Here is a 22,742-nt window from a genome sequence, read left to right on the forward strand (position 1 = left end):
ATCTCTATCGCAGGCTTGAGCGTCCGCGACGATGCCGTTCGGTCGAGGCGCGTGACGCAATTCTCACCGGCACCCCTGTACGGCCCCCGTACCGGCATCTCCAGGAGATCCCCCGCCGCGATCGAGGGGCACCGTACGGCGCGCCACAGTCGGGTGACCCCTCTCACATGAACAATCTCCGCCTTGAGATCGTCGATCAAGTATCGACGTTCCTACGGAAAGGTTGTGTTGTGAACAGACGCGTACTCGGCGCGGCGGCCACGCTGATCGCCGCCACCGCTTTCATCGCCACCACTCCGGCCACCGCCGCCCAAGCCGGCGCGTACGGCTGCTCCGGCGGACTGGTCCGGAGCTGGACGTTGAACAACGGGCTTGAGATCCCCGTCAGCCGCCTCCACCTGTATTACGACTCCAGGACTGGCTACAACTGCGCCGTCAACGTGTGGACCTCGACGGCCGGCGACAAGGGCCGGATTTCCGTCAGCATCCGCAGCAAGACCGACAGTGCCACGAAATCCGATTCCGGCAACTACCGAAAGTACGCCGGCCCGGTCAAGACCTACGGCAAGGACCGCTGCGTCAGGGTGACCGGCTACGCCAGCGCCTCCAATTACTCCCCCAACTACGACAGCGGCTGGGTCGCCTGCCGCTGATACCACTCGGCGATCATGAGCGGTTCTCAAGGCGGGCCGGCTGCTCGAAGTCGTGCAGCCGTCACGGCCGACTTGGCGCGCCATGGCGGCCCGCGTCGCCCGTGATTCGTCGCTCGCCGCGACCACCGCGGCGGGCGGCGAAAGCCCCCGTCCTGCCGCCCATTGCACCGGGCATAGCCCCCTTGAGGGGCCGCGTTGCTCCTGTGTTGGCCCGACTCAACAAGATCAACGTGCAGCCGTCGGGTCCTGGCCTTGTACGCCTCGTATTCGTCACGAGGGATGGTGTGCGGTGATGCGCCTTCACGCATTCCCGGGCGAAAGCAAGATCCTTCGTGACACTGCATCCACCCCGACGCCATCATCGGACGTCAGCCACATGGGGAGCGCGAGGGTTCTCCCTCGCCGGGGCCCGGCTGTCACGGCCCGGACCCCATGGCGCGAAGCGCCCCCCTGTGAGGACGACGCCTTTCAGCACTCGATGACGTTGACCGCCAGGCCGCCGCGGGAGGTCTCCTTGTACTTGTCGAGCATGTCGCGCCCCGTGTCGCGCATCGTCTTGATCGCCTTGTCCAGCGACACGAAATGCTGCCCGTCGCCCCGCATCGCGATCCGCGCCGCCGCGATCGCCTTGATCGAGGCCACCGCGTTGCGCTCGATGCACGGAATCTGCACCAGCCCGCCCACCGGATCACAGGTCAGCCCGAGGTTGTGCTCGATGCCGATCTCCGCGGCGTTCTCCACCTGCTCCGGCGTGCCGCCCAGCACCTCCGTCAACCCCGCCGCCGCCATCGAACACGCCGAGCCGACCTCGCCCTGACAGCCCACCTCGGCGCCGGAGATGGAGGCGTTCTCCTTGAACAACACCCCGATCGCCGCCGCGGTGAGCAGGAAGCGGACCACCCCGTCGTCGTCGAAGCCCGGCACGAACCTCGCGCAGTAGGTCATCACCGCCGGGATGATGCCCGCCGCCCCGTTGGTCGGCGCGGTGACGATGCGCCCGCCCGCCGCGTTCTCCTCGTTGACCGCCAGCGCGTACAGGCCCACCCAGTCCATCGCGTGCAACGGATCCCGCTCGGCCGACTCGGCCTGCAGCTTGCGATGCAACTGATGCGCCCGCCGCTTGACGCGCAGCCCGCCGGGCAGCACGCCCTCCTTGGCGATGCCGCGCCGCACGCACTCCGACATCACCCGCCACAACGTCAGAATCCCCTCGCGGATCTCCTGCTCGGTGCGGCCGAAGGCCTTCTCGTTCTCCAGCATCAGCCCCGAGATCGACAACCCGGTGTTGGAGCAGTGCTTGAGCAGTTCCTCGGCGGTGGTGAAGCTGTAGGGCAGCACGGTGTCGTCGGGCTTGATCCGGTCGGCGCCGGTGGCGTTCTCGTCGACCACGAACCCGCCGCCGACGGAGAAGTAGACCTTCTCGCGCAGCGGTGCGCCGTCGGCGGCGAAAGCGGTGAAGCGCATGCCGTTGGGGTGCTCGGGCAGCGAGATCTTGCGTTCGAAGACCAGGTCCTGGCCCACCACGAAGGGGATCTCGTGCTCGCCCATCAGCGTGATGCGGCCGGCCTGGCGCATCTCGGCCAGCCGGGCCTCGACGGTGTCGACGTCGACGAGTTCGGGCTTGTCGCCCGACAGGCCGAGCAGGACGGCCTTGTCACTGCCGTGGCCCTTGCCGGTCAGGCCGAGCGAGCCGTACAGGATGGCCTCGACGCGGGCGGTCCGCTCCAGCAGCCCGTCGGCCCGCAGGCCGCGGGCGAACTTGTGCGCGGCGGCCATCGGGCCGCCGGTGTGGGAGCTCGACGGGCCGATACCGATCTTGAACAGATCGAAGACGCCGATGCTCATCGCAGGTGTTCCGTCGCCGCGTCGAGCAGCCATTCGGCGAGGTAGGCGGCGAAGGAGGAGCGGACGAGCACGAGAAACCCGTCCTCCTGGGGAAGCAGCACGACCTGCGCCCGCGCCAGCGTAGTCTGCGCGCACCGGCCGGCCCCGAAGACGCTCGGGTGCAGGTCGAGGGCACAGCCGTGGGCCAGCACGTCACGCGCCCGCGGCCCGGCGACCAGCAGCGTGGTGCGCTGCGCGGACACGTCCACCACGGACCCGTGCCCGTCGGCCACGGCCTTGCGCAGGAGCTCGGATCGGAACGCCTCAGGGCCGATCACCAGCCACTCGTCGGGGCCGAGCCACGTCACGGTGAGCTCGCCCGCGCGCACGGCGGTGTTCGGCTCGGTGGGAAGCGGCGTGCCCAGGACGCCCGCGACCTCCTCCGCGGCCTGGCTCGCCGGGTCGACGCGCACGTTGACGTGCGTGAGGAAGGGGAGCTCCGCGAGGCGGAGCGCTCCGCTCGCGGAAGCGGACTCGAACCGGCCGGCGAAGGCGGCGGCCGGGCTCCTGCGTTCAGCCATCGCGGCGTGCTCCTTCCGGGTCGTACAGGACGTGGGAGGTGACGGTGACGGGGACGAGCGCCCCGCCGACGGGTGCGTAGAGCCGCTCGCCCGCGCGGCTCGGCCCACCCCTGACCAGGGCGAGGGCGAACGTGCGGCCGAGGGCGGCGCTGCGGTAGCTGGAGGTCACGTGGCCGAGCGTGGGCACCGGCGGCTCGGGCGGTTCGGCGCCCGCGACCAGATGCGCGCCCTCGGGCAGCAGGACTGCCGGATCCTCCGGCAGCAGTCCGACGAGCTGCTTGCGGTCCGCCCGTGAGGTGTCGGCCCGCGAGAAGGAGCGCTTGCCGATGAAGTCGGGCTTCTTCTTGGACACCACCCATGACATGCCCAGGTCCTGCGGGGTGACCGTGCCGTCGGTGTCCTGGCCGACGATCGGGTAGCCCTTCTCGGCGCGCAGGACGTGCATGGTCTCGGTCCCGTACGGCGTGACGAGGCCGGTGTCCATGATCGCGGTCCACAGGCGCAGACCGTCCCACGAGGTCACGTTGATCTCATAGGCCAGCTCGCCGGAGAAGCTGATCCTGCACACCCGCGCGGGAATGCCCGCGACCTCGGTCTCCCGCCAGGTCATGAAGGGGAAGTCGGCGGCTCCGACCGCCAGATCGGGCGCGAGCCCGGCCAGCACCTCGCGCGACCGGGGCCCGACCAGCGCCACCGTGGCCCACTGCTCGGTGACCGACGTGCAGTGCACCCGCAGCTCCGGCCACTCGGTCTGCAGCCACTCCTCCATCCAGTCGAGTACGGCCGCCGCGTTGCCGGTCGTCGTGGTGACGAGGAAGTGCTCCTCGGCCAGCCTGATGACGGTGCCGTCGTCGAAGACCATCCCGTCGGGCCGGCACATCACGCCGTAGCGGACCGCTCCGACGGCGAGGGAGCTCATCAGGTTGGTGTAAAGCCGGTCGAGGAACTCGGCGGCGTCAGGACCGATGACGTCGATCTTGCCGAGCGTGGAGGCGTCCATGGCGGCGACGCTCTCCCGGGCCGCCGCGCACTCGCGCAGGACCGCCGCTTCCATGTCCTCGCCCGCGCGCGGGTAGTACCAGGGCCGCTTCCACTGCCCGACGTTCTCGAACAGCGCGCCGTTGGCGACGTGCCACTCGTGGAGCGCGGTCACCCTGACCGGGTCGTGCAGGAGGCCGCGGTCCCTGCCCGCGAGGGCGGCGAAGCTCACCGGCGCGTACGGCGCGCGGAACGTGGTGCTGCCGACCTCGCCCACGGAGACGCCGAGGGCGTGCGCCACGATCGCGGTGGTGAGCAGCCCCGAGGTCTTGCCCTGGTCGTGGGCGGTGCCCGCGGTCGTGTAGCGCTTGATGTGCTCGACGGAGCGCAGGCCCGCTCCCGTCGCCTTCAGCACGTCGGCCACCGTCACGTCCCGTTGCGGGTCGACGAAGTGGGTGCGGTAGTCGGTCGCGGGAACCAGCCAGAAGGCCGCGCCAGGAGCCGTCGCCGGCTCCACGGTGGCCCGCGGCGGGGCGGCCCGCTCGGCCACGGCGGTGCCGTGCGCCGCCTCCAGCGCGCGGTGACCCGCCGCGGCGCCGTCGGCCAGGCAGCCGGTCAGCGTGAAGACGCCCTTCGCCGCCCCTGCCGCCTCGACGGCCTGGCGGGACGCGTCCGGCACGAGCGTGCCGAGCCCCTCGTCGTAGCGCAGCGTGCCGCCCGACTGGCTGAACAGGTGCACGACGGGGTTCCAGCCGCCCGACACGAGCAGGAGGTCGGCGGCGAGCTCGCGCTCCCCCACCGCTGCCTCGCCGTCCGGCCGGTGCCGGCCGACCAGGACGGCACAGACCTGCCCGTCGCCCTGGGCGGCGGTCACCACGTGCCCGGCCAGCACCTCGATGCCGCGCTCGCGCGCCCCGGCCGCCCACGCCGCTCCGGGTGCGGGCCTGACGTCGACGATGGCGGCGATCTCGACGCCCGCGTCGGCGAGGTCGAAGGCAGCGGCGTAGGCGCTGTCGTTGGCGGTGAAGACCACCGCGCGGCGGCCGGGCAGCACGCCGTACCTGTTGGCGTAGGCGCGAGCCGAGCCGGCCAGCATCACGCCGGGCAGGTCGTTGCCGGCGAAAGCGATCGACCGCTCGTGCGCGCCGGTGGCCAGCACGACGCGCTTGGCGCGGATCCGCCAGACGCGTTCGCGGGCCACGTCGGCGGGCGCGGCGGCGCCCAGGTGGTTGGTGCGCCGCTCGACGGCGACGACGTAGTTGTCGTCGTAATAGCCGATGACGGTGGTCCTGGGCAGGACCCGCACCTCGGGCAGGCCGTCCAGCATGGCCGCGGTCGCCGCGGCCCACTCGGCCCCGGGGCTCACCTCCTGCGGCCCCAGCACGTCGTCCGCCTCGGGCTCGGTCACCGACTCGCGCGTGCCGAGCAGGCTGCCGCCGGGCTCGGAGCGCTCGTCGGCGAGGATGACCCGCGCGCCCGTGCCGGCCGCCGCCCGCGCCGCGGCCAGGCCCGCGGGGCCCGCGCCGACGACCAGGACGTCGCAGTGCGCGTGGACCGCGTCGTAGCGGGCCGGGTCGGGCTCCGTGGCCAGCCTGCCCTGCCCGGGAATGCTACTGGCGACCAGCCCTTCGTACAGCTCGACGGTGGTGGCGGGCAGCATCGGCTCGGGGAACGGCGCCTCGATCTGCACGACCGCGCTGGGCTCCTCCCCTCCTGCCGAGACGATCCCGCGAGGACGGCCGAGCTTGACGCTCGTCGCGACCTGGCGCACCCCGTTGGCCAGCAGCGCCGAGGCGAGGGTGTCGCCCGGGTGGCCGGTGTACTCGGTGCCGTCGAAGATGAACCGCAGCGTGGTGCCGCGGTCGATCCGCCCGCCGCTCTCACGCCTCATGAGGTCACCGGCCTGGGCTCGCCCACCCGGTAGACCGCGTGGATCTCGCTGGTCGCGGTGTCGCGCACGGCGTTGAACCAGCGGCGGCAGCCCGCGGAGTGGCTCCAGCGCTCGGCGAAGCGGCCCTTGGGGTTGTCCCTGAAGAACAGGTAGCGGGCCCACTCCTCGTCGGACAGCGCCGACGGGTTCTCGGGGTAGGCGACGTGCGCCTGCCCGCCGTAATGGAACTCGGCCTCTTCGCGTGGGCCGCACCATGGGCATGGGATCAGCAGCATCGTGAGGTCCTCAGTGCGCGACCGCGGCGGCGCCGTGCTCGTCGACGAGCGCCCCGGTGGTGAATCGGTCAAGGGAGAAGGGGGCGTTGAGCGGGTGCGGCTCGTCGTTGGCCACCGTGTGGGCGAAGCACCAGCCCACGCCGGGGGTCGCCTTGAAGCCGCCGGTGCCCCAGCCGCAGTTGAGATACAGGCCCTCCACCGGGGTCAGGCCGATGATCGGCGAGGCGTCCGGCGAGACGTCCACCACGCCGCCCCAGGTCCGCAGCACGTGCGCCCTGGCGAAGACGGGGAACAGCTCGAGGGCCGCGGCCATCTGCCGTTCGATGATGTGGAAGGCGCCGCGCTGGCGGTAGGAGTTGGCCGCGTCGATGCCGGCGCCCATGACCAGCTCGCCCTTGTGCGCCTGGCTGACGTAGACGTGCACGGCGTTGGACATGACGACCGTCGGGTGCACCGGTTCCAGCAGCTCGGAGACGAGCGCCTGGAGCGGGTGGCTCTGGATCGGCAGGTCGATGCCGGCGGTGGCGGCCACCACCGAGGTGTGCCCCGCCGCGCACAGCGCCACGCGGCCCGCCGCGATCGTCCCGCGCGTGGTCTCCACGCCGGTCACCCTGCCGTCACGCACCTGGAGCCCGGTGACCTCGCAGTGCTCGATGAACTCGACGCCGAGCGCCGCGGCGGCTCTGGCCAGCCCCCAGGCGACGTGGTCGTGCTTGGCGATGCCCGCTCTGGGCTGGAAGGTGGCGCCCAGCACCGGGTAACGCACGTCGGGCGAGATGTTGACGATCGGGCAGACCTCCTTCACCTGCTCGGGGTCGAGCCATTCGGCGTCGACGCCGTTGAGGTTGTTGGCGTGCACCCGCCGTACGCTGTCGCGCACGTCCTGGAGGCTGTGCGCGAGGTTGAGCACGCCGCGCTGGCTGAACAGCAGCGGGTAGTCGAGCTCCTCCTCCAGCCCCTCCCACAGCTTGAGCGCGTGCTCGTAGATGCCGGCGCTCTCGTCCCACAGGTAGTTCGACCTGATGATCGTGGTGTTGCGGGCCATGTTGCCGCCGGCCAGCCACCCCCGCTCCAGGACCGCGACATTGGTGATGCCGTGGTTCTTGGCCAGGTAGTAGGCGGTGGCCAGGCCGTGCCCGCCGCCGCCGACGATCACGACGTCGTAGGAGGACTTCGGCTCGGCGGCGCTCCACAGCCGGTCGGGGTGCTCGGGCAGGTCGGCGCCAGGGGTGCGCGGGCTCATCGGGCATCTCCGTAGAGCGGGTGCTTGCCGGCCAGGGCCTCGACCCTGCCGCGCAGGAACGACAGGTCGGCCTGCGGTGTCAGCGCGGTGGCGATGATGTCGGCGACCTCGGTGAAGTCGGCGGCGCCGAAGCCCCGGGTGGCGAGGGCGGGGGTGCCGATGCGCAACCCCGAGGTGACCATCGGGGGCCGCGGGTCGAACGGCACGGCGTTGCGGTTGACCGTGATGCCGACCTCGTGCAGCCGGTCCTCGGCCTGCCTGCCGTCCAGTTCGGACCCGCGCAGGTCGACCAGGACGAGGTGCACGTCGGTGCCGCCGGTCAGCACCCGCACGCCCGCCTCGACCGCGTCGGGGGCGAGCAGGCGTTCGGCGAGGATGCGCGCGCCCTCCAGGGTGCGCCGCTGCCGGTCGCGGAACTCCTCCTCTGCGGCGATCTTGAAGGCGACGGCCTTGGCCGCGATGACGTGCTCCAGCGGGCCGCCCTGCTGCCCGGGGAAGACCGCCGAGTTGATCTTCTTGCTGAGCTCCTCGGTGGAGAGGATGACCCCTCCCCTGGGACCGCCGAGTGTCTTGTGCGTGGTGGTCGTGACGACGTGCGCGTGCGGCACGGGCGAGGGGTGCAGCCCCGCGGCGACCAGGCCGGCGAAGTGCGCCATGTCGACCATGAGGTAGGCGCCCACCTCGTCGGCGATGCGGCGGAAGGCCGCGAAGTCCAGTCGGCGGGGGTAGGCGGACCACCCGGCGATGATGAGCCTGGGCCGGTGCTCGCGGGCCAGGCGCTCGACCTCCTCCATGTCCACCAGGTAGTCGCTCTCGCGCACGTGGTAGGCGGCCACCCGGTACAGGCGTCCGGAGAAGTTGATGCGCATGCCGTGGGTGAGGTGGCCGCCGTGGGCCAGGTCGAGGCCGAGGATGGTGTCGCCCGGCTCGAGCAGCGCGGCCATCACGGCGGCGTTGGCCTGCGCGCCCGAATGCGGCTGCACGTTGGCCGCTTCCGCGCCGAACAGCGCCTTCACCCTGTCGATGGCCAGCTGCTCGATCACGTCGACGTGTTCGCAGCCGCCGTAGTAGCGCCTGCCGGGGTAGCCCTCGGCGTACTTGTTGGTGAGGACGGAGCCCTGGGCGGCCATGACGGCGGCCGGGGCGAAGTTCTCCGAGGCGATCATCTCGAGCGTCGAGCGCTGACGGGTGAGCTCGTCGCCGATGGCGGCGTGGACCTCGGGGTCCACCACGTCCAGCGGAGTGTCGATCATCTGGGTCCTTTCTAACCGCGCAGGCGCTGCATCGCCGGGTCGAACAGGGGCTCCTCGGCGACCACGGCCCCGACCCTGCGGTCGAAGTAGCCGATGTCCACCGTCTGTCCTGGGGTCGCCAGCGAGGCCGGCAGCCACGCGTAGGCGATCCCCTTGCCGATCGTGTATCCGTAGGCGGCGCTGGTGACGTAGCCGACGGCGCGGTCGCCGTCGTAGACCGGCTCCCTGCCCATGACCACCTCGTCGGTGAGCAGGCAGGTGAGCCTGCGCCGCACCGACTCCTTGCGGGCGAGGAGGGCGTCGCGGCCGATGAAGTCACCCTTGTCCAGCTTCACGGCGAAGCCGAGCCCCGCCTCGTAGGGGTCGTGCTCGAAGGTCATGTCGGTGCCGAAGGATCGGTACCCCTTCTCCAGCCGCAGGCTGGTGAAGGCGCCCCTGCCGCCGGCGAGGACGCCGTGGTCCTGGCCCGCCGCCCACAGGGTGTCCCAGAGCTTGGGGCCCATGTCGGCGGTGGTGTAGATCTCCCAGCCCAGCTCGCCGACGTACGACAGGCGCAGCATCGTGACGGGCACGTTGCCGATGTAGGCGCGGGTGCCGCGGAAGTAGCGCAGCGCGGTCAGGTCGGTGGTGGTGAGCGGCTGGACCAGGTCGCGGGCCCGCGGGCCCCAGACGCCGACGCAGCAGGTGCCGGCGGTGATGTCGCGGACCTGCACCGAGCCGTCGCGGGGGCGGTGCCGGTCGAACCAGTCGAGGTCGAGGTTGCCGTTCGCGCCGACCTGGAACTCCTCGACGCCGAGGCGGGCGACGGTGACGTCGCTGCGGATGCCGCCGTCGGTGTCGAGCAGGAGGCTGTAGGTCACCGAGCCGACCGACTTGTCCACGTCACCGGTGGTGAGGGACTGCAGGAAGGCGACGGCGCCGGGGCCGCTGACCTCCAGGCGCTTGAGCGCGGTCATGTCGTACAGGGCGACGGACTCGCGGGTGGCCTGGGCTTCCGCGCCGACGACCGGAGACCAGTACTGCGCGGCCCAGTCGCCGGGGGTGGGGATGTCCCTTCCCTTGAGCAGGGCCGCGTTGCCGCCGTACCACTGCGGGCGCTCCCACCCCGAGGCCTCGAGGAAGACCGCGCCGAGCTCCTGCTGGCGCGGGTGGAAGGGACTGGTGCGCAGCGGGCGCGGCTCCTCCATGGGCTGGAGGGGGTGGATGATGTCGTAGACCTCGACGTAGTTCTGGCAGCCCCTGGCCCGCACGTAGTCGGGGGCGAGCTGGTGCGGCTCGAACCTGTTGACGTCGCACTCGTGCAGGTCGAAGGAGGAGCAGTGGCCGTCGACCAGCCACTCGGCCATGGCCAGGCCGACGCCCGCGGAGTGGGTGACCCAGACAGCCTCCGCCACCCAGAAGCCCTTGACCTGGGGTGACTCGCCCATCAGCGGCAGGTGGTCGGTGGTGAAGGAGAACAGCCCGTTGATGCCCTCCTCGACCTTGGCCGACTGGGTGGAGGGCAGCAGGTCCTGGGTCGCGGACCACGCGTCGGCGAAGTCGTCGGGGGTGAAGGTGAGCACCGAGGGCATCACCTCGGCCTCGTCGACCGAGAGGATGTCGTCGGCGCTGATCGGCATCGGGCGGTGGCCGTAGTAGCCGATGCCCAGCGTGTCGAAGCGCTCGCGGTAGTAGAGGTCGGCGTCCTGGTGCCGCAGGATGGGCCTGGTGGCCTCCTCGGTCTGCCCCGCCAGTTCCTGCACCTGCCCGGTCCAGGCGAGCTGGTGGGCCAGCGGCGTGAGCGGGAGGTTCATGCCGACCATCCGGGCCACCTTCGGCCCCCAGATGCCGGCGCAGCAGACGACGATGTCGGCGGGGATCTCGCCCTGGTCGGTCACCACCGCGGCGACCTTGCCGTTCTCGGTCCTGATGTCGAGGACCTCGTGCCTGGGCAGCACCCGCACGCCGCGCTCGCACGCCCTGGCGAGCTGCGCGTCGACCGCCTTGACGGCCTTGGCGAGGCCGTCCGTGGGGAGGAACAGGCCGCCGAGGACCTTGGATCCGTCGAGGAGGGAGTGCTTGGCCACGCACTCCTCCGGCGAGAGCAGGTGCGCCTCGATCCCCCAGGCGACCGCCCAGCCGTACCTGCGGTGCAGTTCGGCCAGCCGGTCGGGGGTGGTGGCCACTTCGAGGCCGCCCACCTGGAGGAAGCTGTCGAGGGCGACGAACTTCTCGACCGTGTAGCGGGCCATCTCGGTCATGGTCTTCGAGCCGTTGGTCTGGAACACCAGACCTGGGGCGTGGGAGGAGGAGCCGCCCGTGGCGGGTACGTCTCCCTGGTCGACCACGGTGACATCGGTCCAGCCTCGGGCGGACAACTCGTCGGCCAGGGCCGCGCCGACCACGCCCGCCCCGATGATGACGACGCTCGGGCCCGTCATAGCCACCTCCGTTGTTGCGACATATGCAACCAAAAGCGTTTTCCGCAACAAGCGTCGCTCGCCGCCTTGCGGGTGTCAAGGGGCGTTCTGTCTTATTCCGTATGGCTTTACGGCGACTTAGAACGTTCCAATGACCGTCAAGCACCGGCCCGACCGCACGGGGTGCGATCGGGCCGGTGAGAGGTCAGCTCTGGGCGGGCAGCCAGGGCTTGATCTTGTCGGGGTTGTCGGCCACCCACTTGGCGGCCGCCTCCTCCGCCGTCATCTTGTCCTCGGCGATGTACTTCGCCACGAGGTTCTGGTCGTCGTTCGTCCAGGTGAAGTTCTTGACCAGGGTGAAGGCGGGGCTGCCGGAGTCGGCGAACTTCTTGCTCACGATCTTGTCGAGCTCGTAGGGCGGGTAGTCGCACGCCACCTTGGCCGCGTCCGCGTCGCAGCCCTCGGTGTAGGCGGGCAGGTTGACCTTGACCAGCCTGAGCTCCGACAGGAACCACTGCGGCTCGTAGAAGTAGCCCAGGATGGGCTTCTGCTGCTTCTCCGACTGGCGGAAGGCGGTGATGAGCGCGGCCTCGCTGCCGGCGTAGACCACCTTGTAGTCGAGCTTGAGGTTCTTGACCAGGGCCGCGTCGTTGGTGACGAACGAGGGATCGCCGTCGAGCAGCTGGCCCTTGCCCTCCGACTCGGAGGTCTTGAACAGCGAGGCGTACTTGTTGAGGTTCTTCCAGTCGGTGATGTCGGGATACTTCTTGGCCATCCACGGCGCCACGTACCAGCCGATGACGCCCTTGTTGCCCGTCGGGCCCGCCGACACGGCCACCTTCTGGTCCTCGATGTACTTCTTCTTGAGGTCGTCGTGGGCCCAGTTCTCCACGATCGCGTCGACCTCGCCGGTGGCGAAGCCCTGCCAGGCCACCTCCTCCTTGAGGTCCTTCTTCACCACCTTGCAGCCGAGGTTCTTCTCCGCCACGTGCGCGATGACCGCGGCGTTCGCCTCGTATCCCACCCACGGGTTGATGGCGAGATTGAAGGTGCCGCAGCTCTTGGCCCCCTCGCCGCCGGCCGCGGGCTGCTGCTCTCCGACCTTCGCTCCACCGCACGCGGTGAGCAGGAGGCCGGTGCCGGTCACGAGCACGATCGCTCTGACCTTTCCACTCCTCGTCAACGCCACCTGGTCCTCCTGAGTTGTCAGTAGCCGGTTTTCCGTTACTTGTGGGTGACACCGCCGTGCGCGGCCACGTCGGCCCGCTGCGTGGCGGCGCGCATGACGCGGTCGAGCACGATGCCGAGCACGACGATCGCGAGCCCGGCGGCCAGCCCCTTGCCGCGGAGCTGGTGCTGGGAGAAGCCGGCCACCACGTCGTAACCGAGTGCTCCGGCTCCCACCAGGCCGCCGACGACCACCATCGACAGCACGTAGATCAGTCCCTGGCTCGCCGCCAGCGTCACGCCGCTGCGCGCCATCGGGAGCTGGACCTTGGAGATGAGCTGCCACGTCCCCGTGCCCGCCGAGATGGCGGCCTCCACGGTGGTGGGCGAGACCTTCCTGATGCCCTCGGCCACCAGCTTGATCGCGATGGGCGCGGCGAAGACGACGGCCGCGATGATCGCGGTGAACCGCGTCGGGCCGAACAGGCCGAGGATCGGCACCAGGTAGACGAAGGCGGGCATGGTCTGACCGGCGTCGAGCACCGGTCTGAGCACCGTGTCGACCCTGTCGCTGCGGCCCATCCACACACCCAGCGCCACGCCGAGCACCATGACGAGGACCGTCGCGACGAGCGTCGAGGCCAGCGTCACCATGCTGTCCCGCCAGAGGCCGAGCAGCACCAGCCCGAGCAGCCCCGCGGCGGTCACGAGGGCCGCTCGCACACTGCCCACCAGCAGCGCGACGGCGACACCGACGGCGACGACGAGCCACCACGGCGATCCGGTCAGCAGCTTCTCGAAGGGGTTGAGCAGCGTGTTGGTGAGCACGTTCTTGAGCGCGTCGGTGTAGGCGGCGAGATTGTCCTGCACCCACAGGCTCCCCGCGTCCGCGGCCTGGCGCACGTAGGAGCCGAGGTTCGCCTGGATCGGGAACTCCGCTGCCCAGACGTAGGTGTAGGACAGGTAGCCGAGCGCGGCCACGACGCCGAACGCGCCCGCCAGCTCCAGCCTGCGCCGTCGCGGTGTGCGCAGCCGGCCCGCGCGCCGCTCCGCCTCCACCCTCCTGCTCGCGGCCGAGGTCACCCGGTCCAGCACGACGGCCATGATGACGATGGCGAGACCCGCGTTGAACGCGGTGCCGACGTCGAGCGTCTGCAGCGCCTTCAGCACCGTCTTGCCCAGTCCCGGGGCGTCGATGAGCGCCGCGATCGTGGCCATGGACAGGGCCGCCATGATGGTCTGGTTGACGCCCACGATGATCGTCTGCTTGGCCATCGGCAGCCGCACGTGGCGCAGCGACTGCGCGGACGTGGCGCCGAGCGAGGCGCCCGCCTCCAGCGTGTCGGGCGAGACCTGCCTGATGCCGTGGGAGGTGATGCGGATCGCCGGCGGGATCGCGTAGATCATCGTGGCGACCGTGGCGCTGGCCGGCCCGATGAGGAAGAAGAGCGTCAGCGGCGCCAGGTAGACGAATGTCGGCATCGTCTGCATGAAGTCGAGCACCGGCGTCACCAGCCGGTTGAACCGGTCGCTCAGCCCCGCCCACACGCCGAGCGGGATGCCGACGGCCAGCGAGAGCGTGACCGCGGTCAGGGTGAGAGCGAGAGTGTCCATGCTCTCCTGCCACAGGCCGAGCACGCCGAAGGAGACGAGCCCCGCGGCGGTGAGCAGCGCCACCCTGCCGTTGCCCCACAGCCAGGCGATGGCCGTGGCCAGCGCGACGACGCCGAGCCAGCCGAGGACGGGAAGGGGCCGGCCGAAGGAGGGCTGGCTGATCAGCGCCTGGACGAACGTCACCGCCTCGTCGAGGAAGAGCCTGATGTAGTTGATGAAGTACAGGAAGAACGGGTTGCTGTTGCGGCTGTCGTCGACGGCGTCCATGCCCTCGTTGAGCGAGGTGTGCAGGGGCGTCAGCTCGGCGCCGCCGAGGTCGAGCGTGTCCCGCCCGTAGAACATCGCGCAGCCCAGCACCCACAGGGCGAGCACCGCGAGGAGCAGGTATCTGCGGGCAGGCAGCCTGGCCGCCACCACCGCCACAGTGGTCATTGTCCCGGCCCTCCCGCGATCACCTCGAGGATCTCGGCGCTGGTGACCACTCCGAGCAGCTGCTCGCCGTCCATCACGCGCACCGGGCGGTCGGCCGAGAGCACGGCGTGGACGGCGTCGCGGATGACGACGTCCGGGCCGAGCTCGGGGCCGTCCAGCGACTCGTCCATCAGGGGCTGGCGCATGATCCAGCGCAGCGTCAGCACGTGGGAGCGGGGGACGTCGCTGACGAAGTCCCTGACGTAGTCGTCCGCGGGCGCGCCCACCACCTGGTCGGGCGTGCCGACCTGGACGAGCTCGCCGTCGCGCATGATGAGGATCCGGTCGCCCAGCTTCAGCGCCTCGCTGAGGTCGTGGGTGATGAAGACCATCGTCTTGCCGACCTCGTGGTGCAGGCGGATGACCTCGTTCTGCATCTCCCGCCTGATCAGCGGGTCGAGCGCGGAGAACGGCTCGTCGAACAGCAGCACCTCGGGATCGGCGGCGAGGGCGCGGGCCAGCCCGACGCGCTGCTGCATGCCGCCGGACAGCTGGTCAGGGTAGCAGTCCTCGAAGCCGTTGAGTCCGACCAGGTCCACGACCTCACGGGCGCGGGCGTAGCGGTCCTGCTTGGGCACGCCGCGGATCTCCAGGCCGAAGGCCACGTTGTCCAGCACGCACCGGTGCGGCAGCAGGCCGAAGTGCTGGAAGACCATGGCCATGCGGTGCCTGCGCAGCTCGCGCAGCCTGCGGTCGTCGGCCTTGCGGATGTCCTCGCCGTCCAGCACGATCTCGCCGGCCGTCGGCTCGATCAGCCGGGTCAGGCAGCGGACGAGGGTGGACTTGCCCGAGCCCGACAGGCCCATGACGACGAACACCTCGCCGCGCTGCACCTCGAAGGAGACGTCGCGCACCGCGGCGACGCAGCCGGTCCGCTCCTTGAGCTCCTTACGGCTGAGCGTGGTGCCGACGACTCCGTCGGCTTTGGGACCGAACACCTTCCACAGTCCCCTGACGGCGAGGACAGGTGGGGTGTCGGTGTCGAGCTGACTAGGTTCGGTCAGTGACGGCACGGTCATGGCCACCTCTTGGTCGTCGGAGCGTCAGTTCGCGGGGAACCACCGCTGGGGGCGCGGGCGGGTGTTCTGCCACACATGCTTGATCTCGCGGTACTCGTCCAGTCCGGTCGGGCCGAGTTCGCGGCCGATGCCCGACTGCTTGAAGCCGCCCCATTCGGCCTGCGGGACGTAGGGGTGGTAGTCGTTGATCCACACAGTGCCGTGGCGGAGCCGTCCCGCGACCCGTTGCGCCCTGCCGGCGTCCTGGGTCCAGACGGCGCCTGCCAGGCCGTACTCGGTGTCGTTGGCGAGGCGGATCGCCTCCTCCTCGCCGGTGAAGCGCTCGACGGTCAGCACGGGGCCGAAGGACTCCTCCCGCACCACGCGCATGTCCTGCTTGCAGTCGTCGAGCACGGTCGGCGGGTAGAAGTGGCCCGCGCCGTCCAGGCGGCGGCCGCCGCAGCGGAGGGTCGCGCCCTCGGCGAGGCCCGCGGCCACGTACTCCTCGACCTTCGCCAGATGCGCGGCGGAGATGAGCGGCCCCGCCTGGGCCTCCGGGTCGAAGGGGCCGCCGAGGCGGATCCGCTCCGCCCTCCTGACCACCTCGTCGACGAAGGCGTCGTGCAGGGAGTCCTCCACGAGCAGCCGTGCGCCGGCCGAGCACACCTGGCCCGAGTGCAGGAACACGGCGGTGAGGGCGAAGTCGACCGCGGTCTCGAAGTCCGCGTCGGCGAAGACGATGTTGGGGTTCTTACCCCCGAGCTCGAGCGCGACGCGCTTCACGGTGGCCGCGGCCACCGCCATGATCCGCCGTCCCGTCGCCAGGCCGCCGGTGAACGACACCAGGTCGACGTCGGGATGCTCGGCGAGCGGCGCGCCCACTTCGGGTCCCGCGCCGAGCACGAGGTTGGCCACGCCCGCGGGCAGGCCGGCCTCCTCCAGCGCGCGGACGAGCAGGATCGCCGTGCTCGGGGTGAGCTCGCTGGGCTTGAGCACGAAGGTGTTCCCCGCGGCGAGCGCGGGCGCCACCTTCCAGGTGGTCTGCAGCAGCGGGTAGTTCCACGGGGTGATCAGGCCGCAGACGCCGACGGGCTCGTAGACGATCCGGCTGATCGCGTCGGCGCGGCCGGTGTCGATGACCCGTCCGGCGTCCGTGCCGGCCACGCCGGCGAAGTAGCGTAGGCAGGCGACGGAGTCGTCGACGTCGTACTCGCTCTCCACGAGCCGCTTGCCGGTGTCGCCCGACTCGGCTCGGGCGAAGGCGTCGCGGTCGCGTTCCACCAGGTCGGCGACCGCGGACAGCAGGGCGCCCCGCTCACGGGCGGGAGTGCCCGGCCACGGACCGCGGTCGAAGGCGTGCCTCGCGGCGGTGATCGCGGCCGCGGTGTCGGCCGCTGTTGCTTCGGCGACCGTGGTCACGAGGCTGCCGTCGGCGGGCGAAAGGATACTCCGCTGTCCGCCGGCGACCGGCTGGGTCCACGTGCCGCCGATGTAGAGATCGGTCATCGGCACACCTCTGATCGTTGCGTATGGCGCAAGGCCATGCTCAATGAGGAACACAATTGACCCGTCACCCTCTGTTCGTCAAGGGTTTGGGGGAATCACTGGGTGAATCCATACGTTGTGATTCCGTTTATCCCCAGCCGCCCCTCTTGACGGGTAGACGGTCCCGCGTCCAGGCTGTTGCGTATACATCACCATTTTGCGTAATACGCAACAGAAGGAGGTGTGATGTCCCCTCGTCCAGGCCCAGGCCGCGAGTTCATCCTCACCGTCTCCTGCTCGGACAAGCCAGGCATCGTGTACGCGGTGAGCAGCTTCCTCGTCCAGCACCGCGGTGACATGTTGCAGAGCAAGCAGTTCAACGACCGGCGGGGCGGCGGCTTCTTCATGCGCGTGCACTTCGCCGCCCAGGACGGCCTGGAGGAGTTGCGCGAGGGCTTCGCCTACGTCGCCGAGTCGTTCCAGATGACCTGGCAGCTCAACGACGCGGCGACGCCCACCAGGGCGCTCGTCATGGTGTCGAAGTTCGGCCACTGCATGAACGACCTGCTGTTCCGCCGCCAGGTCGGCGGCCTGAACATCGACGTGCCGGCGATCGTCTCCAACCATCCCGACCTGGAGCCGCTCGCGGCCTCCTACGGCGTGCCCTTCCACCACGTCCCCGTTACCGCGGACGGCAAGGCGGAGGCGGAGGCCAGGATGCTCGACCTGATCGCGGAGTACGAGGCGGACCTGGTGGTGCTGGCCCGCTACATGCAGATCCTCTCCGACGACATGTGCAAGCGCCTGGAAGGCCGGGCGATCAACATCCACCACTCGTTCCTGCCGGGGTTCAAGGGTGCCAAGCCGTACCACCAGGCGCACGAGCGGGGCGTGAAGCTCATCGGCGCCACCGCCCACTACGTCACGGCCGACCTCGACGAGGGGCCCATCATCGAGCAGGACGTGGCGAGGGTGGACCACGAGCTCGACCCCGAGGACCTGGTCGCGGCCGGCCGGGACGTCGAGGCACAGGTGCTGGCCAGGGCCGTCAAGTGGCACAGCGAGCACCGCGTGCTGCTCAACGGGGACCGGACGGTCGTCTTCCGCTGAGCCGGGCGCCAGGACGAGGCGGTGGGGGTGCTGCGTCCCCCACCGCCTTTCCTCATGCCCGGTGCCGGTAGAACTCCGTCGGCTCCGGCGGCAGCGGCGTGTTGCCGAGGATCAGGTCGGCCGCCTTCTCCGCCAGCATCATGACCGGCGCGTAGATGTTGCCGTTGGTGACGTACGGCATGACCGAGGCGTCCACCACCCGCAGCCCGTCGACGCCGTGCACCCGCATCGTCTCGGGGTCGGTCACCGACATGTCGTCCACGCCCATCCTGGCGGTGCAGGAGGGGTGCAGGGCCGTCTCGCCGTCCTTGGCGACCCAGTCGAGGATCTCCTCGTCGGTCTCCACCGAGGGGCCCGGGGAGATCTCGCCCGTGCTGTACGCGCCGAGCGCGGGCTGACCCAGGATGCTGCGGGCCACCCTGACGGCCTCGACCCACTCCCGGCGGTCCTGCTCGGTCGACAGGTAGTTGAAGCGCAGGGCGGGATGCTGCCGGGGATCGGCGCTCTTGATCTTGACCGAGCCGCGCGCGTCGGAGTACATGGGCCCGACGTGCACCTGGTAGCCGTGCCCTCCCGAGGGCGCCGAGCCGTCGTAGCGCACGGCGATGGGCAGGAAGTGGAACATCAGGTTGGGGTAGTCGACGTCGTCGTTGCTCCGGACGAAGCCGCCCGCCTCGAAGTGGTTGGTCGCGCCCGGCCCCTTGCGCAGGAACAGCCACTGCGCGCCGATCCACGGGTGGCGCCACTTCTGCAGGTTCGGCTGCATGGAGACGGGCCGGCTGCAGCCGTGCTGGATGTAGACCTCGAGATGGTCCTGGAGGTTCTCCCCCACGCCCGGCAGGTCGTGCACCACGTCGATGCCGAGGGCGCTCAGCTCCCGCGCGTTGCCGACGCCGGACAGCTGCAGCAACTGCGGCGAGTTGATCGCGCCACCGCACAGGATGACCTCGCCCGCCCTGACGGTGCCGCCGTCGTACTCCACGCCGACGGCGCGCCTGCCCTCGAAGATGACCCGGGTCACCAGGGCGCGCGTCTTGACCGTGAGGTTCGGGCGCTTCATGACGGGGTGCAGGTAGGCGCGGGCCGCGCTGAGCCTGCGTCCGCGCCTGATGTTGCGGTCGAAGCGGGCGAAGCCCTCCTGGCGGTAGCCGTTGACGTCGTCGGTGAGGGGGTAGCCCGCCTGCTGCACGGCCTCGAAGAAGGCGTCGTAGAGCGGCGTGCTCGCCGGTCCCCGCTCCAGCGCCAGCGGCCCGTCGTGGCCGCGGAAGGGCGTGCCCGGATCGGCCAGGCAGTTCTCCATCCGCTTGAAGTACGGCAGGCAGTGGGCGTAGTCCCACGTCTTCATCCCGGGGTCGGCGCCCCACCGCTCGTAGTCGAGGGGGTTGCCGCGCTGGAAGATCATCCCGTTGATGCTGCTGGAGCCGCCGAGCACCTTGCCGCGCGCATGGTAGATGCGCCTGCCGTGCATGTGCGGCTCGGGCTCCGACTCGTACTTCCAGTCGTAGAAGCGGTTGCCGATCGGGAAGGGCAGGGCCGCGGGCATGTGGATGAAGACGTCCCACGGATAGTCGGGACGGCCGGCCTCGAGGACCAGCACCCGCGTGGCGGGGTTCGCGGAGAGCCGGTTGGCCAGGGCGCTGCCCGCCGAGCCGCCTCCGACGATGACGAAGTCGTAGTGCTGTGACGTCATGTTGCCTCGTCTCGCTCGCGCGTTTCACCGAATCGTAGCGCTATGCGCATTGTGTTGCACTAGTCGCAACAGGAGATCTTTTGGCGATGTGTTCGACGTGGTTGCCTTCAGCACTTACAGTTTCGCTATGAGCAACGACTCGGGCAGTGGGGGCGTGCAGTCGGTCGATCGGGCGATCAGCGTGCTGGAGATCCTCTCGCGCCGGGGCGAGGCCGGGGTCAGCGAGGTGGCCGCCGAGATCGACGTCCACAAGTCGACGGCCTTCCGGCTGCTCGGCGCGCTCGAGGCACGCGGCCTCGTCGAGCAGGCCGAGGACCGGGGCAAGTACCGCCTCGGATTCGGCATCATCAGGCTTGCCGGCGGCGTCAACACGCAGATGGACATCACCCAGCGCGGGCGGGCCGTCTGCCAGCGGCTGGCACAGGAGATCGGCGAGACGGTGAACATCGCCGTGCTCCGCTCCTCCTACGCGGTCAACCTCGACCAGGTCAGGGGCCCCTCGGCGGTCACCGCCTACAACTGGGTCGGCCAGGTGACGCCGCTCCACGCCACCTCCAGCGGCAAGGTGCTGCTGGCCCACCTCGACGACAGGCAGCGCGCGAAGCTGCTGTCCGACGGGAAGCTGCAGAGCTACACGCCCCGGACGATCACCGCGGTCGACGAGCTGGAGCAGCAGCTGGTCGAGACGCTGACGTCCGGCTACGCCTACTGCCTGGAGGAGCTGGAGGAGGGGCTCAACGCCATGGCCGCGCCCATCCGCTCCTACCACGGAGAGGTCGTCGCGGCCGTCAGCGCCTCGGGGCCCGCCTACCGCTTCAGCGCCGAGCGCATGCACGAGCTGGCCCCCGTCCTCATCAGCGGCGCCGACGAGATCAGCCGGCGTCTGGGTTACGCGGGATAGCCGGCGCCAGCCGTACCACCACGCTCTTGGACGTCGGGGTGTTGGACGTCTCGGCCACCGAGTCCAGCGGCACCAGCACGTTGGTCTCGGGGAAGTAGGCCGCGCAGCAGCCGCGGGCCGTCGGATAGGCGATCGCCCTGAACCCCTCGGCCCTGCGCTCGCCGTCCGGCCACTCGCTGATCAGGTCGACCAGGTCGCCGTCGGCGAGATCGCGCTCCGCCAGGTCGTCCGGGTGCACGAAGACGACCCTGCGGCCCGCCTTCACCCCGCGGTAGCGGTCGTCGAGCCCGTAGATCGTGGTGTTGTACTGGTCGTGGCTCCTGACCGTCTGCAGCAGCAGCCGTCCGGGCGGGACCCGCAGCACCTCGAGCGCGTTGACGGTGAAGTTGGCCTTCCCCGTGGCGGTGGGGAACCTGCGCTCGTCCCTCGGCGCGTTGGGCAGCGCGAAACCGCCTGGCGCGCGGGCGTTGAAGTCCTCGAAGCCGGGGATCACCCGCGACACGCGGTCCCTGATCGCGCCGTAGTCGTGCTCGAAGTCCGCCCACGGCACGTGCGGGTCGTCGCCGAACAGCGCGCGCGCCAGCCGGCAGACGATGGCCACCTCGGACAGCAGATCGGCCGAGGCGGGCCTGAGCCTGCCGGTGGAGGCGTGCACCAGGCCCATCGAGTCCTCGACGGTCACGTAGCCCGCCGGGTCCCGCTCGGTACGGCCGAGCGTGGGCAGGATGAGCGCCTCCCTGCCGCACACCGCGTGCGAGCGGTTCAGCTTGGTGGAGATCTGCACGGTCAACCGGGTACGGCGCAGCGCCGCCTCGGTGACCTCGCTGTCGGGAGTGGCCCTGACGAAGTTGCCGCCCATGCCGACGAACACCTTGGCCGACCCGTCGCGCATGGCCCTGATCGCCTCCACGGTGTCGAGCCCGTGGTGGCCGGGCGGCGAGAAGCCGAACTCCTTGCCCAGCGCGTCGAGGAACGCCTGTGACGGCTTCTCGTAGATGCCCATGGTCCTGTCGCCCTGGACGTTGGAGTGCCCGCGCACCGGGCAGACGCCCGCGCCGCTCCTTCCCACGTTGCCACGCAGCAGCAGGAAGTTGACGACCTCCCTGATCGTGGCCACGGAGTTGCGGTGCTGAGTCAGCCCCATGGCCCAGCACACGACGACCGAACCCGCCGCGCGCACGTCCTCGGCCGTCGCCTCGAGCTCGGCCCTGCTCAGGCCGGTGGCCTCCAGCACCTCGTCCCAGTCGAGCGCGCGCAGGTGCCGCTCCCACTCCTCGAACCCGTGGGTGTGCCGGTCGATGAACTCCCGGTCGGCGGAGTCGAGCAGGAGCAGGGACAGGGCCTGGAACAGCGCCATGTCCCCGTTGAGCCGGATCTGCAGGAAGCGGTCGGCGAGCGCGGTGCCCTTGCCGAGGCCGGAGGGCTTCTGCGGGTTCTTGAAGCGCAGCAGGCCCGCCTCGGGCAGCGGGTTGACCGCGACGATCCGGGCCCCTCCGCGCTTGGCCCGCTCCAGCGCCGTGAGCATGCGGGGGTGGTTGGTGCCGGGATTCTGGCCCACCACGAAGATGAGCTCCGCCCGGTGCAGGTCCTCCAGCGACACCGTGCCCTTGCCGATGCCGAGCGTCTGGTTGAGCGCCGAGCCGCTCGACTCGTGGCACATGTTGGAGCAGTCGGGCAGGTTGTTGGTGCCGAAGCGGCGCACGAGCAGCTGATAGGCGAACGCGGCCTCGTTGGAGGTGCGGCCGGAGGTGTAGAAGACCGCCTCGTCCGGGCCGCCGAGCGCGCGCAGCTCCCTGGCGATGATCTCGAAGGCGGCCTCCCACGCGATCGGCACGTAGTGGTCGGAGCCCGCCGGCTTGTGCATCGGCTCGGTGAGCCTGCCCTGCTGGCCCAGCCAGTGGTCGCTGCGCACGGCCAGCTCGCCCACCGGGTGGGCGGCGAAGAACTCCCGCCCCACCCTGCGCGTGGTCGCCTCCTCCGCGACGGCCTTGGCGCCGTTCTCGCAGAACTCGGCGGGACTTCGGTGCTCACCCTCGGGCCAGGCGCAGCCCGGGCAGTCGAAGCCGCGTTTCTGGTTGACCTGGAGCAGGGTCAGCGCGGTGCGGCCGACCCCCATCTGGCGGTAGGCCGTCTCCATCGCGTGGGCCACGGCCGGCAGGCCGCCCGCCCAGTCCTTGGGCGGGCCGACCCGCATGCCCTCGTCGCCGGT

16 protein-coding genes are annotated in these 22,742 nt (G+C 70.5%); 3 read left to right on the forward strand and 13 right to left on the reverse strand.

Features of this window, described 5'->3' with window-relative positions:
• The first annotated feature begins 230 nt into the window (after window positions 1-230).
• Window positions 231-653, forward strand: a complete 423-nt coding sequence (locus H4W81_RS14435; protein WP_192775276.1) for a hypothetical protein — start codon at window positions 231-233, stop codon at window positions 651-653.
• Window positions 654-1,121: 468 nt separating this feature from the next.
• Here H4W81_RS14435 and H4W81_RS14440 read toward each other — a convergent pair whose 3' ends face one another.
• The 11 genes from H4W81_RS14440 to H4W81_RS14490 form a co-directional block, all read right to left on the reverse strand.
• Window positions 1,122-2,498, reverse strand: a complete 1,377-nt coding sequence (locus H4W81_RS14440) for an L-serine ammonia-lyase (protein ID WP_192775277.1) — start codon at window positions 2,496-2,498, stop codon at window positions 1,122-1,124.
• Window positions 2,495-3,058 carry a sarcosine oxidase subunit gamma gene (locus H4W81_RS14445; RefSeq protein WP_192775278.1) on the reverse strand — a complete coding sequence of 188 codons (564 nt, stop codon included), beginning with the start codon at window positions 3,056-3,058 and terminating at the stop codon, window positions 2,495-2,497. Before H4W81_RS14445 ends, H4W81_RS14440 begins: the two co-directional genes overlap by 4 nt.
• Window positions 3,051-5,927 carry a 2Fe-2S iron-sulfur cluster-binding protein gene (locus H4W81_RS14450; protein ID WP_225958621.1) on the reverse strand — a complete coding sequence of 959 codons (2,877 nt, stop codon included), beginning with the start codon at window positions 5,925-5,927 and terminating at the stop codon, window positions 3,051-3,053. Before H4W81_RS14450 ends, H4W81_RS14445 begins: the two co-directional genes overlap by 8 nt.
• Window positions 5,924-6,202, reverse strand: coding sequence for a sarcosine oxidase subunit delta (locus H4W81_RS14455; RefSeq protein ID WP_192775279.1), 279 nt, complete (start codon window positions 6,200-6,202; stop codon window positions 5,924-5,926). Before H4W81_RS14455 ends, H4W81_RS14450 begins: the two co-directional genes overlap by 4 nt.
• A 10-nt stretch (window positions 6,203-6,212) precedes the next feature.
• The gene (locus H4W81_RS14460; protein WP_192775280.1) at window positions 6,213-7,445 is read right to left on the reverse strand and encodes a sarcosine oxidase subunit beta family protein; all 1,233 of its coding nucleotides are present in this window, start codon (window positions 7,443-7,445) and stop codon (window positions 6,213-6,215) included.
• Window positions 7,442-8,698 carry a serine hydroxymethyltransferase gene (gene glyA / locus H4W81_RS14465; protein ID WP_192775281.1) on the reverse strand — a complete coding sequence of 419 codons (1,257 nt, stop codon included), beginning with the start codon at window positions 8,696-8,698 and terminating at the stop codon, window positions 7,442-7,444. Before glyA ends, H4W81_RS14460 begins: the two co-directional genes overlap by 4 nt.
• 11 nt (window positions 8,699-8,709) lie before the next feature.
• On the reverse strand, window positions 8,710-11,118 hold the full coding sequence (locus tag H4W81_RS14470) for a GcvT family protein (protein WP_192775282.1): 2,409 nt from the start codon (window positions 11,116-11,118) through the stop codon (window positions 8,710-8,712).
• Window positions 11,119-11,302: 184 nt separating this feature from the next.
• Entirely contained in the window at window positions 11,303-12,286 is a 984-nt protein-coding gene (locus tag H4W81_RS14475) for an ABC transporter substrate-binding protein (RefSeq protein WP_192775283.1), read from the reverse strand.
• Window positions 12,287-12,321: 35 nt separating this feature from the next.
• Window positions 12,322-14,310, reverse strand: coding sequence for an ABC transporter permease (locus tag H4W81_RS14480; RefSeq protein ID WP_192775284.1), 1,989 nt, complete (start codon window positions 14,308-14,310; stop codon window positions 12,322-12,324).
• Window positions 14,307-15,368: a quaternary amine ABC transporter ATP-binding protein gene (locus tag H4W81_RS14485; protein ID WP_192775285.1), complete on the reverse strand. Its 1,062-nt coding sequence runs from the start codon at window positions 15,366-15,368 to the stop codon at window positions 14,307-14,309. Before H4W81_RS14485 ends, H4W81_RS14480 begins: the two co-directional genes overlap by 4 nt.
• Before the next feature lie 24 nt (window positions 15,369-15,392).
• Complete coding sequence (locus H4W81_RS14490) at window positions 15,393-16,853, reverse strand: aldehyde dehydrogenase family protein (RefSeq protein WP_192775286.1); 1,461 nt, start codon at window positions 16,851-16,853, stop codon at window positions 15,393-15,395.
• A gap of 225 nt (window positions 16,854-17,078) precedes the next feature.
• Here H4W81_RS14490 and purU point away from each other — a divergent pair, with 225 nt between their 5' ends.
• Window positions 17,079-17,942, forward strand: coding sequence for a formyltetrahydrofolate deformylase (gene purU, locus H4W81_RS14495; RefSeq protein ID WP_192775287.1), 864 nt, complete (start codon window positions 17,079-17,081; stop codon window positions 17,940-17,942).
• Window positions 17,943-17,994: 52 nt separating this feature from the next.
• On the opposite strand, the gene betA is transcribed toward purU, so the two are convergent.
• Complete coding sequence (betA, locus tag H4W81_RS14500; RefSeq protein ID WP_192775288.1) at window positions 17,995-19,632, reverse strand: choline dehydrogenase; 1,638 nt, start codon at window positions 19,630-19,632, stop codon at window positions 17,995-17,997.
• A 127-nt stretch (window positions 19,633-19,759) separates the two neighbouring features.
• On the opposite strand from betA, the gene H4W81_RS14505 reads away from it, so the two are divergent.
• On the forward strand, window positions 19,760-20,533 hold the full coding sequence (locus H4W81_RS14505) for an IclR family transcriptional regulator (RefSeq protein WP_225958622.1): 774 nt from the start codon (window positions 19,760-19,762) through the stop codon (window positions 20,531-20,533).
• On the opposite strand, the gene H4W81_RS14510 is transcribed toward H4W81_RS14505, so the two are convergent.
• The gene (locus H4W81_RS14510) at window positions 20,505-22,727 is read right to left on the reverse strand and encodes an FdhF/YdeP family oxidoreductase (protein WP_192780802.1); all 2,223 of its coding nucleotides are present in this window, start codon (window positions 22,725-22,727) and stop codon (window positions 20,505-20,507) included. The two genes, H4W81_RS14505 and H4W81_RS14510, sit on opposite strands and share 29 nt — an antisense overlap.
• Window positions 22,728-22,742 lie beyond the last annotated feature (15 nt).

This window comes from Nonomuraea africana (assembly GCF_014873535.1).
GTDB lineage: Bacteria > Actinomycetota > Actinomycetes > Streptosporangiales > Streptosporangiaceae > Nonomuraea > Nonomuraea africana.

Coding starts and splice junctions, on each gene's coding strand:
- glyA (WP_192775281.1), bottom strand. CDS start 8,698: ATGATCGACACTCCGCTGGACGTGGTGGACCCCGAGGTCCACGCCGCC.
- H4W81_RS14505 (WP_225958622.1), top strand. CDS start 19,760: ATGAGCAACGACTCGGGCAGTGGGGGCGTGCAGTCGGTCGATCGGGCG.
- H4W81_RS14470 (WP_192775282.1), bottom strand. CDS start 11,118: ATGACGGGCCCGAGCGTCGTCATCATCGGGGCGGGCGTGGTCGGCGCG.
- H4W81_RS14460 (WP_192775280.1), bottom strand. CDS start 7,445: ATGAGCCCGCGCACCCCTGGCGCCGACCTGCCCGAGCACCCCGACCGG.
- betA (WP_192775288.1), bottom strand. CDS start 19,632: ATGACGTCACAGCACTACGACTTCGTCATCGTCGGAGGCGGCTCGGCG.
- H4W81_RS14440 (WP_192775277.1), bottom strand. CDS start 2,498: ATGAGCATCGGCGTCTTCGATCTGTTCAAGATCGGTATCGGCCCGTCG.
- H4W81_RS14445 (WP_192775278.1), bottom strand. CDS start 3,058: ATGGCTGAACGCAGGAGCCCGGCCGCCGCCTTCGCCGGCCGGTTCGAG.
- H4W81_RS14485 (WP_192775285.1), bottom strand. CDS start 15,368: ATGACCGTGCCGTCACTGACCGAACCTAGTCAGCTCGACACCGACACC.
- H4W81_RS14455 (WP_192775279.1), bottom strand. CDS start 6,202: ATGCTGCTGATCCCATGCCCATGGTGCGGCCCACGCGAAGAGGCCGAG.
- H4W81_RS14480 (WP_192775284.1), bottom strand. CDS start 14,310: ATGACCACTGTGGCGGTGGTGGCGGCCAGGCTGCCTGCCCGCAGATAC.
- H4W81_RS14450 (WP_225958621.1), bottom strand. CDS start 5,927: ATGAGGCGTGAGAGCGGCGGGCGGATCGACCGCGGCACCACGCTGCGG.
- H4W81_RS14510 (WP_192780802.1), bottom strand. CDS start 22,727: ATGCGGGTCGGCCCGCCCAAGGACTGGGCGGGCGGCCTGCCGGCCGTG.
- H4W81_RS14490 (WP_192775286.1), bottom strand. CDS start 16,853: ATGACCGATCTCTACATCGGCGGCACGTGGACCCAGCCGGTCGCCGGC.
- purU (WP_192775287.1), top strand. CDS start 17,079: ATGTCCCCTCGTCCAGGCCCAGGCCGCGAGTTCATCCTCACCGTCTCC.